Raw genomic sequence first — 16208 nt, 5'->3', positions numbered from 1 at the left:
AGCGAGATGCCAATCTGATGGGATGGCTCGACACCCTATAGAATAATGTGAAGGACGTGGCGAAATGTTCCGCAGCTTTGCAGGACTACGCCGCGTTCCTCCGCATTACCGCTTCCTCGCGATAAGGTATCATTCACCGCAACCTGCAGGCCGCGCTCGACGCGACCCGTATCACCGACAGTTTCAGCAAATCGACCTATAATGGCGGAGCGAAGGCTGCGGCGATCTCCATCTTCGAATCGACCAAACAGCGGTTCTTTGCCCAGCTTCTGATTTCACTGAAGCTGCCATCGCTGATCCCCGCCATTCATGCCGATCTCGCGCGCGGTGATTGCGTGGTGATCCAGCTCGTCTCGACGGCCGAGGCGATGCTCGACCGGACGCTTGCCGCCCTGGATGCCGAGGCGAGGGCCAATCTGGATATCGAATTGTCGCCGCGCGAGTTCCTCATGGATTATCTGAGCGCGGCGTTCCCGACGCGACAGATGCGAACCTACACCGACGATTCCGGCAATGTCCGGTCCGAGCCGATGACCGACGAAGACGGGCGACCTGTTCACAGCCAGGAGGCGCTGCAGATGCGCGAACAGCTGCTGGAAGAACTGTGCGCTCTCCCAGTCGTAGGCTCCGCGCTGGACCATATCATCGGCCATTTCGGCGTCGATCAGGTTGCCGAGGTCACCGGACGATTGCGCCGGATCGTGGCTGACGCGCGCGGTGGACAGCGTCTCGAAAGCCGGTCCCCACGCAGCAATCTTGCCGAGACCGATGCTTTCATGCGCGGTGCCAAGCGCATCCTGATCTTCTCGGATGCCGGCGGCACTGGCCGCAGCTACCACGCCAGTCTCGCGGCCGAGAACCAGAGCCGCCGCATTCACTATCTGCTCGAGCCGGGCTGGCGAGCCGACGCCGCGATCCAGGGGCTCGGGCGTACCCATCGCACCCATCAGGCATCTGCACCGCTATTTCGTCCGGTATCGACGGACTGCCGGGGCGAACGCCGTTTCATTTCGACGATCGCGCGCCGTCTCGACAGCCTGGGCGCACTTACCCGCGGCCAGCGCCAGACCGGCGGACAGGGTCTGTTCAATCCCCACGACAACCTGGAATCGGATTTTGCCAAGGATTCGCTCGTTACCTGGTTCCGGCTGCTCTTCGCCGGTAAGCTCGCCTCGACCAGCCTCACAGATTTTCAGGCGCTGACGGGCCTCAATCTCGAGGGTGAGGGCGGTGGCATGGTAGAGGATCTGCCGCCCATACAGCGCTGGCTAAACCGTATTCTTGCGTTGAGGATCAGCCTTCAGAACGCGATCTTCGACGAATATCTCGGCTTGATCGAGGCCCGGATCGAGGCGGCGCGGGAAGCTGGTACGCTCGATGTCGGCGTCGAGACGATCGATGCCGAGCGGATCACCATTCTCGACCGGACCTGTATCCGTGAAGACCCTGTGAGCGGCGCTGTCACGGAAATCCTGCGGCTCGAGACCGAGCAGCGCTATCGTCCGGTCAGCCGCGACCGTGTCGAATGGCTCCTCCAGGGTGGCGAGAGCCGGTGCGTGGTGAACCGCCGATCTGGCAAGGCCGCCATCTGCAGCGCCACCCATTCGCTCACCGACGAGGACGGCCAGCTGGTCAAGCGCTGGGAGCTGGTCCGCCCGGCACGGACCGAGCGTCACCGTCAGGACCTGTTTCTCGAAACGCTGTGGGAAGATGCGGATGCCGAGGAATTTGCGAAGCTCTGGGATCAGGAGGTCGAGGAACTGCGACACCGCACCCGAACCGAGACGATCTACCTCGTCACTGGCCTCCTCCTTCCCGTCTGGGGCAAGCTTCCCGACGATCATGTCCAGGTCTGGCGCCTGAAGACTGAAGATGGGCAGTCGCTGCTTGGCCGTCTCATCCCGGCGCCAATGGTGTCCAAGGTCAGCAGCGCATTCGGCGTGGCGGGCGGGATCGAGATCGCACCGACCGATATTGTTCGGCACGTACTCGATAGCGGCGGCGTGGAGCCGGTTGGTGCATATCATCTCAAGCGCAGTCTCGTGGCGGGCGAGCAGCGCCTCGAGCTGATCGACTGGCCTCCAAGCCGGCTGGCCGAACTCAAGGCGCTGGGCTGCTTCTCCGAGATCATCGCCTATCGCACCCGACTGTTCCTGCCGCCCGCCCGTGCTGCCGATATCCTGGCTCGCATCGCTGCCTGATCCTCTCGGCGGCGATCACGCGTGCCGCGCCGCGACAACCGGCGAGGGAAGACCGTGATCGTCGCCGCATTGGTCCTGTCGCGCAGTGTCTGGCGCGCGTCCGCACGTCTTCGACGGTCCTCATCACCCTTTCTGTGAGAGGGGAGGGGGCTTCGCCTTGGTGGGCCTGATGAGCAGGTCCCGAGCGCGGCACGCTGGCGCTCGTCTCTCCTTCGGAGAAATTCGATGATCCAATCCGTCAAAGTGAAGAACCTGTCCCTGTCCAAGGACAATGTTCGCAAGAGCAATCGCGACCTCGATATCGAGTCCTTCGCTGCCACCATCGCGGCGCACGGGCTGCTGCAGAATCTCGTGGTCACCCCCCTGAAGAAGAACGGCCATTTTACGGTCAAGGCCGGTGGGCGTCGTCTGCGCGCGCTCCAGCATCTTATCGCGACGGGCGTCCTGCCCGCTGATCATGAAGTGCCCGCATTGGTTCTGGCTGACGATGCCGACAGCACCGAGGCGAGCCTTGCGGAGAATTTCGGCCGCTTGCCGATGAACCCGGCGGACGAGGCAACCGCATTCAATCACTTCATCGACAAGGGCGCGTCGGCCGAGGACGTGGCCAAGCGGTTCGGCGTGACCACTCGCTTTGTTGAGCAGCGCGTTCGCCTCGCGGAACTGGCACCCTGCATCTTCCAGGCCCTTGCTGCCGGTGAAATCAGTCTGGGCGTCGCACAGGCCTATGCGGTCACCGGCGATACCGACCGCCAGGCGCGAGTCTTCGAACAGATGAAGTCGGCCTATTACGGCAATCAGCCCGACAATATCCGGCGTGCGATCCTGAACGGCACCGTCAAGGCGAACGACGCCAAGGCGCGCTTTGTCGGCCGGGACGCCTATCTCGCCGCCGGCGGCCGCATCGAGGGCGATCTGTTTGCGACCGAGGGCGACGAGAACTGGATCGATGTCGAGCTCCTGGAGGATATGGCGGCACAGAAGCTCGAAGCTGCTGCCGCCGAACTGGCCGAATCTCAGGGTCTCGCATTCGTCACGCCGGTGGCGGCGACGCATGTGCCCTACGATACCGAACGGCAGCTCCACGAATATCATGCCACCGCCCGTCCGCTGTCGGAGGCCGAACAGGAACGGGTCGATGCCCTTGCGGTGGAAAATGACACGCTGGTCGATCAGCTCGAAACGGAGCTGGTCGACGGCACCGACGCGGCTGACGCCGCGAACGCCCGGCTCGAAGAAATCGAGCGTGAACTCGACGAACTCGACGCCGCCCGCAAGGTCGTCGACCCAGAGGTCCGCGCCCAGCTCGGCACGTTCGTCTATATCGGCGGCGACGGCACTGTCCGCGTCCATACCCGGATGTTCAGCGAGAAGCCGGTGGTCGATCCGAACGCACCTGTCGTCATCAGCCCGATTGGCGGGGCCGACGATGTGGGCGAGCAGGGGGTGAAGCTCAGCGCGACGCTGGTCGACGAGCTCGCTACCCAGCGGCGTCAGATCCTCGTCGCCCACCTTGCAAGCGACCCGGCTCTCGCGCTCGACCTGACCATCTTCCTGATGGCACAGGATGTCGTCTTCGCGAACAATTACGTCCGCAGTCACTCGACGCTGAAAGCATCACCATCGCAATTCCCGATCTTCGCGTTTCGCGACGAGGGCTCGCTTGCGTCGCAGACGATCGCCGATCAACGGCAAGCGCTCGATACCAGCTGGGCAGGGCACGATACGATGTCGGCGCGCTTCGATGCCTTCCGCGCGCTTGACGACGAAGCCCGGGGTAACTGGGTCGCCTTCGTCATCGCCCAGACGCTCGAGCCGACGCTGAATGCCGGTGATGGCGGTCGGCTGAACGGGTTCCACGATCACCTCGGCCGGATTCTTGATATCCAGGTCGAACAGTGGTGGCGTCCCACCGCCGCAAACTTCTTCGGCCGGGTGAAGAAGGATGTGATGCTGGACGCGCTGGAGGACATCGGCGGCCCGATCCTTCGCGGTCGCTACAAGGATGCCAAGAAGGGCGACCTTGCCAGCACCTGCGCGTCGCTCTGCAATGGCCAGGGTATCGTCGAGGCTGAAATCCGCGAGAAGGCGACCGCCTGGTTGCCCGACGCCATGCGGTTCGATGCGATCGAAAAGCCGGAACGTTATCCCACCCGCTCGGCCTTCCTTGAGGCCGAGGATGACGAGGATGTCGAGGCGGTCGATGACGCGCTGGACGGCGAGGACGTCGAGCCGGTGGGCGAGATCACCGACGACGATGACCTGAGCGAAGCGGCCTGACGCTCAGCCGACAGTTCGAGGCGACTTGGGGCGGTGCTCTTCTGAGTGCCGCCCTTTTTTTCATGATCCGTCAGCCGTCGGGTCCGCCTCTTTTCAAATCGGAGATTGATCGTGGCCAAGACCACCGACAAGCCATGGCCCGCTGAATTCATCACCAGCACCATCATCGACAGGCTCGAAGCCGGCGTTCGTCCGTGGGTGAAGCCCTGGCGCCCCGGGCTCGGTGGTCGTCCGCTGCGCGTGACGGGCGAGCCCTATCGCGGCATCAACTGCTTCTGGCTCTGGCTGGTCGCGGAGAGCGCTGGATATGCCGCGCGCACCTGGATGACCTACAAACAGGCTCAGGCGCTCGGTGGCCAGGTCCGCCAAGGTGAAAAATCCCAGTTCGCGATCTTCTACAAGACCTTCACCAAGGAGGTCGCCTCGCCAGTGACGGGAGCCGTGACCGACGAGGTCCGGGCGATGCTGCGCAGCTATGCGGTCTTCAATGTCGACCAGATCGAGGGGCTGCCCGCAGACTATTATCCGAGCCGTGTCGCACTCGTCGCGCCGGGTGACGTATTGCCCGACCGGGCAGATCGGTTCGTGCGCGCCCTTCCTGCATCCGTGCAGGTTCGTGGCGACCGCGCCTTTTACGACCGCGTCGCCGACAGCATCACCATGCCGCCGATCGAGTTGTTCACCACGAAGGCCTATTGGGCATCGACGCTCGCCCATGAGGCTGGGCACTGGACGGGCCATCCCGACCGCCTCAATCGCGAATTCGGCAAGAAATTCGGCGATGACGCTTATGCGTTCGAGGAACTGTGCGCCGAGATGACTGCTGCGCTGCTCGGGGCTGATCTCGGCCTTCCGACCGCGCATCTCGATGACCATGCCAGCTACATCGCCTCATGGCTGCGCGTGCTCAAGCGCGACAGTCGGGCGGTCATGACCGCTGCCGCCAAGGCGGAAGCGGCGGCGGGCTATCTGCTGCGCGCTACCGGTCTTGCCGATGCCCATGATCGAAACGAGACCGTTCGTGAAGCGGCGTGATCATGGACGGCCTCCCCGACCTCGCCGCCTACCGCCGCTTCGTCGTGGCCTTCAGCGGCGGCAAGGACAGCCTCGCCAGCCTTCTCGTCCTGTTGGCGCACGGCGTTCCTCCAGCACGGATCGAATTGCATCACCATGATGTGGACGGTCAGGGGCCGAGCTTCATGGATTGGCCCTGCACACCGGCTTATGTCGACGCGCTCGCCCGCCATCTTGGGATCGTCCTATACCGGTCCTGCCGGGTCGGCGGTTTCGCGCGGGAACTAGACCGGGAAAATGCGTCGACCGCGCCGATCATGTTCGACACCCCCGATGGTTCGCGCGTTGCGGGCGGGGCCGGGCCATCGGGCACTCGGGGCCTGTTCCCCCAGGTCTCGGCCGATCTTCGGGTGCGCTGGTGCAGCCCGGCGCTCAAGATCGATGTGCTTGCGGCGGCCATCCGCAATCAAGGCCGCTTTTTCGAGGGCAAGACCCTCGTTCTCACCGGGGAGCGCGCGGAGGAAAGCCCCGGCCGTGCTCGCTATGCGGTTCTCGAACCCCATCGGACCATGAGCGGCCGGCGCCATGTCGATCATTGGCGGCCGGTGCTGCTTTGGACCGAGCAACAGGTGTGGGACATCATCGCGTCGGCGCGGATCAGGCCGCATCCGGCATATCGTCTAGGTTGGGGCCGCCTCTCATGTCGATGCTGCATTTTCGGGACGGCGGATCAATGGGCGACCCTGCGCCTGATCTTTCCAGACGCGTTTGAGGGCATCGCCCGCCGCGAAGCGGCGAGCGGCAGGACGATCCATCGCTCGTTTAGCGTGACCGAGTTGGCCGACCGCGGGTGCCCCTATCCCGCAGCTCTGACCCATGAGGATGATCGGTCGCAGGCGGATGATTCCGTCTGGCGGCTGCGGATCACGCTCGACCCTTGGTCGTTGCCGGCAGGCGCGTTCGGCGAACGTGCTGGCCCGACCTGATCTTGGCTGGAGCGAGAGGAGAGGGGGCCTTCGGCGGGGTGCGCATCATTGCGCCAAGCTGGAGGCTGACCGATGTTCTACGATACGCTCTATCGCCATAATCAGGCGCTCATTCCCGACCCGGATGCAACCATAGGCGCTGCGCTTCATGGGTTGCTCAGTGCGATCGACGACTGTCGGCGCGCCGGTAAGTCCATCGAACAGGACGCAGCGATCCTGCTTCTTATCCGGGCGCTGGCCGGCAGCGCTGCGCGCGCCGCACCGGATGTCGCCGCTCTTGCCGCACGATGCGCGGCCGATCGCGCAGCGATCCTCGCGCATCCGGCTCTGCTCGCCATTGCCGGCCATCGGGTCGGCGGGGACCGTATCGCCAAGCGGACCTTTCATGCGCAGGCGCGTCAGGCGCTTGCGCGCGTCACCGAGGCGCTCGGTCTCGCTCCAGAGGAGTGCAAGATCGTCGTCACGGCTGGTGGCGATCATGAGGATGGCATGACCGAGCTGCGCCATGCCGACTTCACCGTCCGCGTCGTCCCGCGCGGCTTTTTGCCCGATAGCGAGGTAACCTGGTTCCGCTGCGCGCGCGGCGTGATTGCGGGGCATCCCTGTCACGGCAAGGCGGCGCTTCTGCTCGATCCCGGCGCCTTCGCTCGCCGCCTTTCGGCGCTGCGCCCCGCTCGCACGCCCTTGCCGGTCGCGGCCTAACCACCGGTTTCATCCATGCGCCAGTTCGTCCGGCGCGCAAATCAAGGAGGCTATTGTGGCTGACTATTACACGCATTGTTCCTGCACGCTCGATGTCGGGAACCGCGCCAATGTCGAGCAGGCGCTCGCCTTGTACGCTGATACGCTCCCAAACGAGGATGGCCTCACCTTTCCCGATGGCTTCAGGCTCGAACCGCCCGCCGATGAAGGCACCGAGCTTTGGATCCACGACGATGGCGGAGGCGATGTCGAGCTGGTCATCAGCTTCGTGCTGCTTTGCGCCGAGAGGCTCTTCCTGGAGGGGCGGTGGGGCTTCGAATATGGCCTGACCGCTTCGCGTCCGTTGCTCGATGGCTTCGGCGGGGGCGCGCATGTGGTCGACCTGTCCGACCGCAGTTCCCTCAGCTGGACGTCGACGTCGGAGTGGCTGGCCGGCGTCCTGGCAGGAGGCGACGGCAATGCCTGAGCTTGTCACCACCAACGTCTATCGGCTCCAGGAGCTGTCGGCGACCGCTAAGGATGCGGCGCGCCGCTGGTATCGGCAGGACCCACCCTGCGATGACTGGCATGAATTTGTGTTCGACGACTTCGCGCGCATTTGCGAACTCATCGGCGTCGAACTGAGCAGCCATGCCGTCCGCCTGTACGGGGGAGGGACCCGGCAAGCACCGCGCATCTGGTTCTCAGGCTTCTCGAGCCAGGGCGACGGAGCGTGTTTCGAAGGGCGCTACCGCTATGCCCGGTCTTCGGTGAAGGCGATCCGCGCCCATGCGCCGCGCGATGGCGAACTCCACCGGATTGCGGATACGTTGGCGGCGATCCAGCGGTTGAACTTCTACCAGCTCGGGGCCGGCATCACCCATCGCGGCCGCTATTATCACGAATATAGCATGACGATCGACGTCGAGCGGTCCGGTCCTGTCGAAAGCGCGATGACCGACGGTGCCGAAGAGGTGGTGGTGGAGGCGCTGCGCGACCTCGCACGGTGGCTCTATCGCCAGCTCGAAGCCGAATATGCGTATCAGACGGCCGACGAGCAGGTCGATGCGGCGATCATCGCCAATGACTACAGCTTCACCGATGACGGTGTGCGCTTCCCATGACGCGGCCCCCTGTCATCGCTGCATGGGGCGCCGGCGTCGATTCAACCGCGATGATCATCGAACTGGCGGAACGGGGAGAGCCCATCGACATGGTGCTGTTCGCTGATCCAGGTTCCGAGAAGAACCAGACCTATGCCTTCATCCCACTCTTCCGCACCTGGATGGAAGAACGCGGCATCGCCTCCGAAATCGTTCGGTATCAACCGCGCAATTTCAAGCACTGGCCGCCTTATGCGACCATCGCCGAAAATATGCTCTCGAATGCGACGCTCCCTTCGGTCGTGTTCGGTGGGGGGTCCTGCTCGCAGAAATGGAAGGTGGCCCCCCAGGAAGCGTGGACGGCGGGCTGGGAGCCGGCGCGCCGTTGCTGGGACGAAGGAGGGCGGGTCACCAAGCTGATCGGCTACGATGCTTCAGCGCGCGATACGCAGCGTTACCGCCATGCGCTCGTCTGCGAGGATCCGCGCTACCACTACCGTTATCCGTTGCGCGAATGGGGATGGGATCGCGCGCGGTGCGCGGCGCGGATTGCAGCCGCGGGTCTGCCCGTTCCCCCCAAGTCGAGCTGCTTCTTTTTATGTTTGCAGATGGTGTCTCGTCTCATCACAACCCTTTATTTATGCGCTATAAAATTAACCGCCGTTTGAGACGATTCGAGACCATTGAAGCGCTCGGGACAGTTGCAAAGCGCTACTGCACTTTGCAACTGTCCCGAGCGCAACCGCCGAAGGCGGCGCGACTCGTCGCGGGGGCATCCGGAATGACTTTGCTGAGCGGAAGAAACTAACTTGCCATTGCCTGTCGGGTTGCTGATGCGGCCTTGATCATTGCGCCGACAGATTGGGAAATGTCTGGTACGCGCCCAAATCGGCCGTTTGGGCCAAGCCGTGCCGCCCCCGAAACCTGCCATTCCTCCGGATACTTGGTGCGTTGGGAGTACCGCTTCATCGACACTCCCATTTGACAGTCAGGCCAAGAGGACCTTCGATTCAGCTTTGAGGCGCGATGGCGATCGCAGAATGGTCTGTGGAGGCATCGACTGGAACACCCGCCTCCTTGCGTTCGGAATAGCGGTCGACAAGTTGCACCGCATGCGGACGCATCAGCACGGTGAAGCGGACCAGCTCCTCCATGACGTCGATGATCCGATCGTAATAGCTCGACGCCCGCATCCGGCCGTCTTCGTCGAACTCTTTGTACGCCATTGCTACCGACGACTGGTTGGGGATCGTGAACATCCGCATCCACCGACCCAACAGGCGCAGTGAATTGACGGCATTGAAGGATTGCGAGCCGCCGGACACCTGCATGACGGCAAGTGTCCGTCCTTGCGTCGGCCGCATCCCGCGCATCTGAAGCGGGAGGTGGTCGATCTGCATCTTCATGATGCCGCTGATCTGGCCGTGTCGCTCCGGGCTGCACCAGACCATGCCTTCGGACCAGAGCGCGTGCTCGCGCAGCTCATGCACGGCCGGGTGGTCGTCTCCGGCCACCTGATCGGGCAGCGGCAGGTCGCTGGGATCGAAGATCCGCGTCTCGGCGCCGAAGAACTGCAACAGGCGAGCAGCCTCCTCCACGGCGAGGCGCGAGAACGAGCGTTCCCTGAGCGAACCATAAAGCAACAGAATGCGGGGCGGAGGCTGGTCTGAGCCGAGGCCGGTGGCTGGACGCTCGAATGCGAACGCCTTGTCCAACGCCGGCAAATGGTCGGGGGCTGCGAGTTCACGCAATCTCATTCTCGAATACCTTTCTCAAGTCGGCTGCACGCCGCTTCATTTCGGCGGCAAAATGTCTGTTCGAACCTCGCCCGGCACGACTGCGGTCCACTTCTTCGCGGGACGATCGCAGGGCATCGCGGTCGAAGAACCGGGCGGCACTGACCGACCGCACAGGTATTTGGGCTCTAGGCCGGTCGATCCGCTGTCGGCGCAGAAGCCGTGCCGCCGCCAAGCGCGATCTGCATGTAGACGGTGTCGAGCCATCGGCCCGCCTTCCAGCCCATGCCTGTCAGTCGGCCGACGTGTTCGAAGGCGCAGGATCCGTGCAGCGCAACGGAAGCAGGTTCGCCGCCTCCGATCACAGCGACCATTTGCCGGAAGCCGTAAGTTTCCGCAGCATCAAGCAAAGCCGTGAGAAGTCGCTTGCCGATCCCGGAGCCCCGTCGATCATGCGCGATGTAGATGCTGTTCTCGCAAGCAAAAGCGTAGGCAGGACGATCTCGGAACTGCGTCGCGTATGCATAGCCGACAACTTCCGTTCCCTCGCAGGCGACGAGGAAAGGCCAATTCCGGTCGGTGATGGTCTCAATCTTGACGGTGGTCTCGGCAACCGTGGGCGGAACGATCTCATAGGTCGCCGTGCCGTGCAGTACGTGATGGGCGTAGATGGCAGCGATGGCTTCCGCGTCATCGACGGTCACGCTTCGAACAGAGATCGTCACTGGCGTACTCCAAGTGGGCTTTTAAGGTTCAACATGGCAGGCAAACGCTGGCCGGTTCGCTGCACTGCGGGCGCACTTACAGGAACGGGATTCACTCGCGTCCCGTCAGATGCAGGTCAGCTCAGCCAGCAGCGGCTCGTAGAGTTCGGTTCGACCCTGGCAGCAATCCTTGGCGAGAAAGACCATCACGCCGCGCAAGGAATCCAGGTTGGCGCGCTGAATTTGCTGTCGCCCGCGCTTTTCGGCGATGACGAGACCCGCCTTCACCATGACGGCGAGGTGCGTCGAAAATGTGCTCTGGCTCAGCCCAGATGCCTCGACCAATTCACCCGTGGAAAGCCCACCGGGCTCATGCCGGATCAACAGCCTGAAGGCCTCCAGTCGCGTAGGGTGCGCGAGCGCTGAAAGCAGAGCGAGGGCTTCTTCGGTGTTCATTCATCGTAATTTACCGATTGGATTGCGATCGTCAATATTGAATCGGAAATTCCCGATAAAAAGCCGGCCGGTGCCTCAGCTGTCGGCAGCCTCCGCCAGCGCCGAAGTGAGCAGCGCGGACACATCGCGTGCGGTTCGTGCAGCGCCCATCAGGGTCGCGGAGCCAGGCCCCGTCCAATCGCCGTATCCGGCCATCCAGAGGCGTTCCTCTTTGATCGAGCGATAGTCCTCAACGTGGACCCTGCCATCGGCCTCCACCACGTTCAGCGATTGCAGGTGGTCGAGCGCCGGCTTGAATCCGGTGCACCAGATCACCGCATCCACGGCTGTTTCCGATCCATCGGGCCAAACTACGCCTGTTGCCGTCATTCGGGTGAATGGCCGCACCGAGGAGAGGTCGCCGCGATCGCGCGCCGCTTTGACAGGAGGAACCATCACGATGTCGCCGACACCGCCGACAGGCTCTCCATCTGGCGGCCCTTTCATCCGAGCCACGGCCCTTTCGAAGAGTACCCGCCCGTCGACATCATCGGGAAGAAACAGTGGGTCATGTGTTGTAACCCAGGTCGCGCTGGCAATCGGAGCAATCTCCGCCATGATTTGCGCGCCGCTGTTGCCACCCCCGACAACCAGCACCGATTGCCCGGCATAGGCCTCCGGGCGGTTGTACAGCGCGGAGTGGACTTGCGTCCCCTCAAACAGATCGTGACCGGGATACTCAGGCACATAGGAGTGCGACCAAGTACCGGTCGCGCTGACAACGAAGCGAGCAAAATAGGGCCCATCCTCCGTCACAACCTCCAGATGAGCGCCGGACCGGCGGATGGTCTCTACGCGTACGGGCCTTTGGATGGGCAGCTTGTAGCGTTCCTCGTAGCGGCTCAGGTAATCGAGCACATCATCGCGGGTCGGATACCCCTTGTGTGAGGGCGGGGGCATCAGCCAACCGGGCAATGAACTGTATCCCGCTGGAGAAAACAGCCGCAGCGAATCCCAGCCATGCCGCCACGCGCCGCCAGGACCGGTTTCTGAATCGACGATCACGAAATCTGCCCCGGAACGGCGTAGATAATAGCCCAACGACAGCCCCATTTGCCCGCCGCCAACTATGACGATGTCGTGCGTTCTCATTCGGTCGCTCCCATTCCGAGGATCGAGGCAGTGCTGGAGAAAGCATTGGCGCCGCAGCAGCTTGCTTGAGCTCGCATAACTTTGAACGACGTGCATTCCTCTAAGGACCGCAATAGCACGGTGAATCCATATTTCCACGGTTTTGGAAATATCGATTGACGAGCCTTCGGCGCGCCCATATTTCGATAATCCTAGAAGGATCGACGAATCATGAATGACCTCAACTCCCAGGTGTGGGCAGTCGATGCATTGAGCGCTTTGGCGCATGAAACGCGCTTGTCCGTGTTCCGCATGCTGATCCAGGCAGGGCCGGAAGGCCATGTCGCGGGCGCCATTGCCGAGCGCGCGGGCGTGCCGCAGTCGACGATGTCCCACCACTTGAGCACGCTTGAGCGCGCAGGCCTCGTTCAATCCGAACGGGAAAGCCGCCTCATCCGCTACCGCGCCAACTATGCCGGAATGCAGCGGCTGCTCACGTTCCTCATGCAGGATTGCTGCCAGGGGGCGCCGGAGATGTGCTCGGACCTGATCGCCAAGATTCGCTGCGATACATCAGCTTGAGGGTGCTCCATGTCCGACAGAACCTACAACGTCCTGTTCCTATGCACCGGTAACAGCGCGCGCTCCATCCTGGGCGAAGCGCTCATGAACCAGCTCGGTGGCGATCGCTTCGTGGCGTACAGCGCCGGCAGCCAGCCCAAGGGCAAGGTTCACCCGATGGCTCTTGCGGTTCTCGATGAAATGGGGATCGACAAGCGGGGCATGTATTCCAAGAGCTGGGACGAGTTCGCGAAGCCCGGCGCTCCTAAGTTCGATTTTATCTTCACCGTCTGTGACAACGCCGCCGGTGAGACATGCCCGGTGTGGATCGGACATCCGATCACGGCGCATTGGGGTATTGAGGACCCGGCCGCAGTTGAAGGCGAAGGCCAGCGCGAGGCGTTCCTGAAGGCGCTGCGCTATCTTCACAACCGCATCTCGCTGTTCCTCACCCTCCCGCACGACAGCATCGACAAGATGGCGATGCAGCAAAAACTTCTCGAAATCGGCCAAAGCGAAGGTGCGAGCCTCAAAGCTGGAGCAAACAGTATGACCACCGACATCATCATCTACCACAACCCGGAGTGCGGCACGTCGCGCAATGCCCTCGCGATGATCCGCAATGCCGGCATCGAGCCGCACGTCATTGAGTATCTGAAGACGCCGCCCTCGCGCGCATTGCTGGAAAGCCTGATCTCGCGTGCGGCTATGACCCCTCGCGCGCTGCTTCGCGAGAAAGGCACGCCTTATGCCGAACTGGGCCTGGGTAATGCCGACCTCACCGATGCCGAATTGATCGATGCGATGATGGAGCATCCGATCCTTATCAACCGGCCGCTGGTCGTCTCACCGCTCGGCGTTAAGCTATGCCGTCCGTCCGAAGAAGTGCTCGACCTCATTCCCGCTGCGCAGCAAGGCGCTTTCGCGAAGGAAGACGGCGAACAGGTGGTCGATGCGGCCGGCAATCGCGTAGCTGGCTGAGCGAGCAGGACCCATGACCATCGAGCCCAAGCCGGAACGTCTCTCGTTCCTTGATCGCTATCTGACCCTCTGGATATTCCTGGCCATGGCGCTGGGCGTAGGCTTGGGCTCCGTGTTCCCCGGCCTACCAAAGACAATCGACAGCCTGTCTTGGGGGTCGACAAACATCCCCATCGCAATCGGCCTGATCCTCATGATGTATCCGCCGCTTGCGCGGGTACGGTATGAGGAACTGCCTCATATCCTCGACGACAAGCGCATCCTTGTGATCTCGCTCATCCAGAACTGGCTTATCGGACCAGTCCTGATGTTCGCCCTCGCGGTCCTGTTCCTGCGCGACAAGCCGGAATACATGACCGGCCTGATCCTGATCGGTCTGGCGCGTTGCATCGCCATGGTTATCGTCTGGAACCAACTTGCGAAGGGCAACAACCAGTACGTTGCAGCGCTGGTCGCGTTCAACTCGATCTTCCAGATCTTGTTCTTCAGCGTCTACGCTTGGTTCTTCCTGGCTTTCCTGCCGCCGTTGTTCGGGCTCGAAGGTAGCGTGATCGACGTGAGTTTCTGGACGATTGCCCAAGCTGTCTTGATCTACCTTGGCATTCCGTTCCTCGCCGGCTTCGTGACCCGAAAGGTGCTGACGAAGGCCAAGGGCAACGAGTGGTATGAGCACACGTTCCTGCCGAAGATTGGGCCCGTGACGCTGGTCGCGCTGCTCTTCACGATCGTTGCTATGTTCAGCCTCAAGGGAAGCGAAATTCTCGCGCTGCCCGGTGATGCCCTGCGCGTGGCGGTCCCGTTGACGATCTATTTCGTCGTCCAGTTCACGATCGCGTTCTTCATGGGGAAGCTCGTCGAGAGCGATTACCCGCGCACGACGGCCGTTGCCTTCACAGCGGCAGGCAACAACTTCGAACTCGCCATCGCGGTTGCCATTGCGGCTTTCGGGCTTTCGTCGCCGGTTGCGTTCGCTGCAGTGATTGGGCCGCTGGTCGAGGTGCCGGTCCTGATCCTGCTGGTCAATGTTGCCTTCTGGTTTGGACGGCGCTGGTTCCCTGACACTGTGCCACAGCGGGCGCGCGCGTCCACCTGAGCCTGAGTTCGCGAACTGTTGTCTGCGCCGAGATCTCTCAACGATAGCCCTCTCGGCACAGACACAGCAGTTGCGCCTGCTCGACATCACTTCGCCAACGGCAGCTTTCTTCGTTTTTCAAACCAGAACCGGTCGGACAGCAAGCGGCCCATCGCGGTCATTTACATGCGAGATACCCGTTCAAGCTGCTGGTCGCAGGCAGGCTGTTGATTGAGAGAATTTTTCGTCGAGCGATGGGCCCAACCAAAATCCATCAAGCGTTGTGCAGGGCAGGATCAGTGCTGCGCAAGCGGGGAGGGTTCTAAACTGAATCTGCGTTCAATGGGTATCCCGCCCGTGACGGGCTCGCGTCGCCATGTAGCGTAGAGCGAATTGAGCGTGCAACGTGGCGTCGATTGTAATGTCCTCAGGGCTCGCTCGCATCATGAGCTGGCCGCCCCTGGTTTTGGCAGCATTGAACGCAATTGCCGGATTTCCGCCTCTTTGGCTTCCAACGCAGCCTCCAGCATGATGATACGATTGAGCAACTGGTTGATCACGTTGCGCAGCTCGGCCTTACCGCTCGTGATTTGTGGTTTGGCCTTCGGCGGCTTCGGAGCTTCATCTAACAAAGCGAGAAGTTTGGAGCATCGATAGGCCGTCGCTCGACTGACCCCCGCCTCGCGGGCAACATTGGTTATGCTCAGCTTGCCATTCGTCGCGGTGCCTTTGCCGTCGCGCAAGCGGTTATAGGCGTCAAGCAGCGCGACGGTGGTTTGCGATTTTCGGGGAGGGTTCGCTTTCCTCGTCATCGTTCGACCTGTTCCAGCAACTGTCTGTAAATAACGATCTGTGCCTCAATGGCGTGTTTCTGGATCGGGCTGATGTTCTTGCTATTTTTCATGGTCTCGGCATCTGCGATGCATGATTGCAGAGCCAGCACATGCCGCCTCGCCACCACGCTGTTCGGACAACGAGCAGGCTGGCACCTCGTAAATGCCGGCTGCACCTCAGCTCCTTTCACCTTCAAGCAGAGGGCGTGGTCGGCATAGAAGAAGCAGTCGTTGATATAACCCGGATGAAGCGTGACGGCAGTGTTTGAAAGCATTTTTGCGCGGCGCCGATCATCAACGACCGTGCCGGGCAGATCACCAATCTTGCTCCTGATGCTTGTAAATTCGGCGACGAGTTTCGAGCGCATGGGGCCGCCTGGATTGATCCCTGCCTTCCAGTCCTCGTACATCTCGACGATATCGCTGAGCTGAGCGAGGCGACGTTCCTCTTCGATCTCCGAACGGAAGCCGGATTGGGAAGTGCCCGCAT

Annotated in this window: 15 protein-coding genes and 3 pseudogenes; 12 read left to right on the top strand and 6 right to left on the bottom strand. The window is 62.2% G+C overall.

Annotated features, from left to right (window positions below):
• Positions 1–335: 335 nt before the first annotated feature.
• The 8 genes and pseudogenes from CG471_RS24800 to CG471_RS24765 form a co-directional block, all read left to right on the top strand.
• Positions 336–2201, top strand: a complete 1866-nt coding sequence (locus CG471_RS24800; RefSeq protein WP_099234105.1) for a strawberry notch C-terminal domain-containing protein — start codon at positions 336–338, stop codon at positions 2199–2201.
• 225 nt (positions 2202–2426) lie between these two features.
• Complete coding sequence (locus CG471_RS24795; protein WP_037509289.1) at positions 2427–4481, top strand: ParB/RepB/Spo0J family partition protein; 2055 nt, start codon at positions 2427–2429, stop codon at positions 4479–4481.
• Positions 4482–4592: 111 nt separating this feature from the next.
• On the top strand, positions 4593–5516 hold the full coding sequence (locus CG471_RS24790; protein WP_037509358.1) for an ArdC family protein: 924 nt from the start codon (positions 4593–4595) through the stop codon (positions 5514–5516).
• 2 nt (positions 5517–5518) lie between these two features.
• Positions 5519–6481, top strand: coding sequence for a phosphoadenosine phosphosulfate reductase family protein (locus CG471_RS24785; RefSeq protein WP_037509292.1), 963 nt, complete (start codon positions 5519–5521; stop codon positions 6479–6481).
• 72 nt (positions 6482–6553) lie between these two features.
• Positions 6554–7183, top strand: coding sequence for a hypothetical protein (locus tag CG471_RS24780; RefSeq protein ID WP_037509294.1), 630 nt, complete (start codon positions 6554–6556; stop codon positions 7181–7183).
• A gap of 55 nt (positions 7184–7238) precedes the next feature.
• Complete coding sequence (locus tag CG471_RS24775; protein ID WP_037509295.1) at positions 7239–7649, top strand: hypothetical protein; 411 nt, start codon at positions 7239–7241, stop codon at positions 7647–7649.
• Positions 7642–8286, top strand: coding sequence for an antitoxin of toxin-antitoxin stability system (locus CG471_RS24770; RefSeq protein WP_099234104.1), 645 nt, complete (start codon positions 7642–7644; stop codon positions 8284–8286). The genes CG471_RS24775 and CG471_RS24770 overlap by 8 nt, the downstream gene beginning before the upstream one ends.
• A pseudogene (locus CG471_RS24765) lies at positions 8283–8861 on the top strand (hypothetical protein); the annotation flags it as partial. The gene CG471_RS24770 and the pseudogene CG471_RS24765, both read left to right, overlap by 4 nt.
• Positions 8862–9275: 414 nt before the next feature.
• Here the strand turns inward: CG471_RS24765 and arsH are convergent.
• The 4 genes from arsH to CG471_RS24745 form a co-directional block, all read right to left on the bottom strand.
• Positions 9276–10022 (bottom strand): arsenical resistance protein ArsH, encoded by a 747-nt coding sequence (gene arsH / locus CG471_RS24760; protein ID WP_062069117.1) that lies wholly within the window; start codon positions 10020–10022, stop codon positions 9276–9278.
• A gap of 167 nt (positions 10023–10189) precedes the next feature.
• Positions 10190–10726, bottom strand: a complete 537-nt coding sequence (locus CG471_RS24755) for a GNAT family N-acetyltransferase (RefSeq protein ID WP_037509299.1) — start codon at positions 10724–10726, stop codon at positions 10190–10192.
• A gap of 105 nt (positions 10727–10831) precedes the next feature.
• Positions 10832–11161: a helix-turn-helix transcriptional regulator gene (locus tag CG471_RS24750; protein ID WP_037509301.1), complete on the bottom strand. Its 330-nt coding sequence runs from the start codon at positions 11159–11161 to the stop codon at positions 10832–10834.
• Positions 11162–11236: 75 nt separating this feature from the next.
• Entirely contained in the window at positions 11237–12292 is a 1056-nt protein-coding gene (locus tag CG471_RS24745) for an ArsO family NAD(P)H-dependent flavin-containing monooxygenase (RefSeq protein WP_099234103.1), read from the bottom strand.
• A 210-nt stretch (positions 12293–12502) separates the two neighbouring features.
• On the opposite strand from CG471_RS24745, the gene CG471_RS24740 reads away from it, so the two are divergent.
• From CG471_RS24740 to arsB, 4 genes and pseudogenes are all read left to right on the top strand, one after another.
• The gene (locus tag CG471_RS24740; RefSeq protein ID WP_037509303.1) at positions 12503–12853 is read left to right on the top strand and encodes a helix-turn-helix transcriptional regulator; all 351 of its coding nucleotides are present in this window, start codon (positions 12503–12505) and stop codon (positions 12851–12853) included.
• A gap of 9 nt (positions 12854–12862) precedes the next feature.
• Positions 12863–13342: pseudogene (locus CG471_RS31020) on the top strand (arsenate reductase ArsC); the annotation flags it as partial.
• A gap of 39 nt (positions 13343–13381) precedes the next feature.
• On the top strand, positions 13382–13813 hold the full coding sequence (gene arsC, locus CG471_RS31015; protein ID WP_037509366.1) for an arsenate reductase (glutaredoxin): 432 nt from the start codon (positions 13382–13384) through the stop codon (positions 13811–13813).
• A gap of 13 nt (positions 13814–13826) precedes the next feature.
• A complete protein-coding gene (arsB, locus tag CG471_RS24730; RefSeq protein WP_037509304.1) occupies positions 13827–14906 on the top strand; it encodes an ACR3 family arsenite efflux transporter in 1080 nt (359 codons plus the stop codon).
• Positions 14907–15328: 422 nt separating this feature from the next.
• Here arsB and CG471_RS24725 read toward each other — a convergent pair whose 3' ends face one another.
• Both CG471_RS24725 and CG471_RS30795 read right to left on the bottom strand, forming a co-directional pair.
• Complete coding sequence (locus tag CG471_RS24725) at positions 15329–15697, bottom strand: TetR/AcrR family transcriptional regulator (protein ID WP_052076616.1); 369 nt, start codon at positions 15695–15697, stop codon at positions 15329–15331.
• Positions 15694–16208 (bottom strand): annotated as a pseudogene (locus CG471_RS30795) (hypothetical protein); the annotation flags it as partial. The pseudogene CG471_RS30795 and the gene CG471_RS24725, both read right to left, overlap by 4 nt.

The sequence above is a fragment of the Sphingobium sp. IP1 genome (assembly GCF_002708645.1).
Taxonomy (GTDB): domain Bacteria; phylum Pseudomonadota; class Alphaproteobacteria; order Sphingomonadales; family Sphingomonadaceae; genus Sphingobium; species Sphingobium yanoikuyae.
This window is presented reverse-complemented; position numbering and strand designations above follow the sequence as displayed.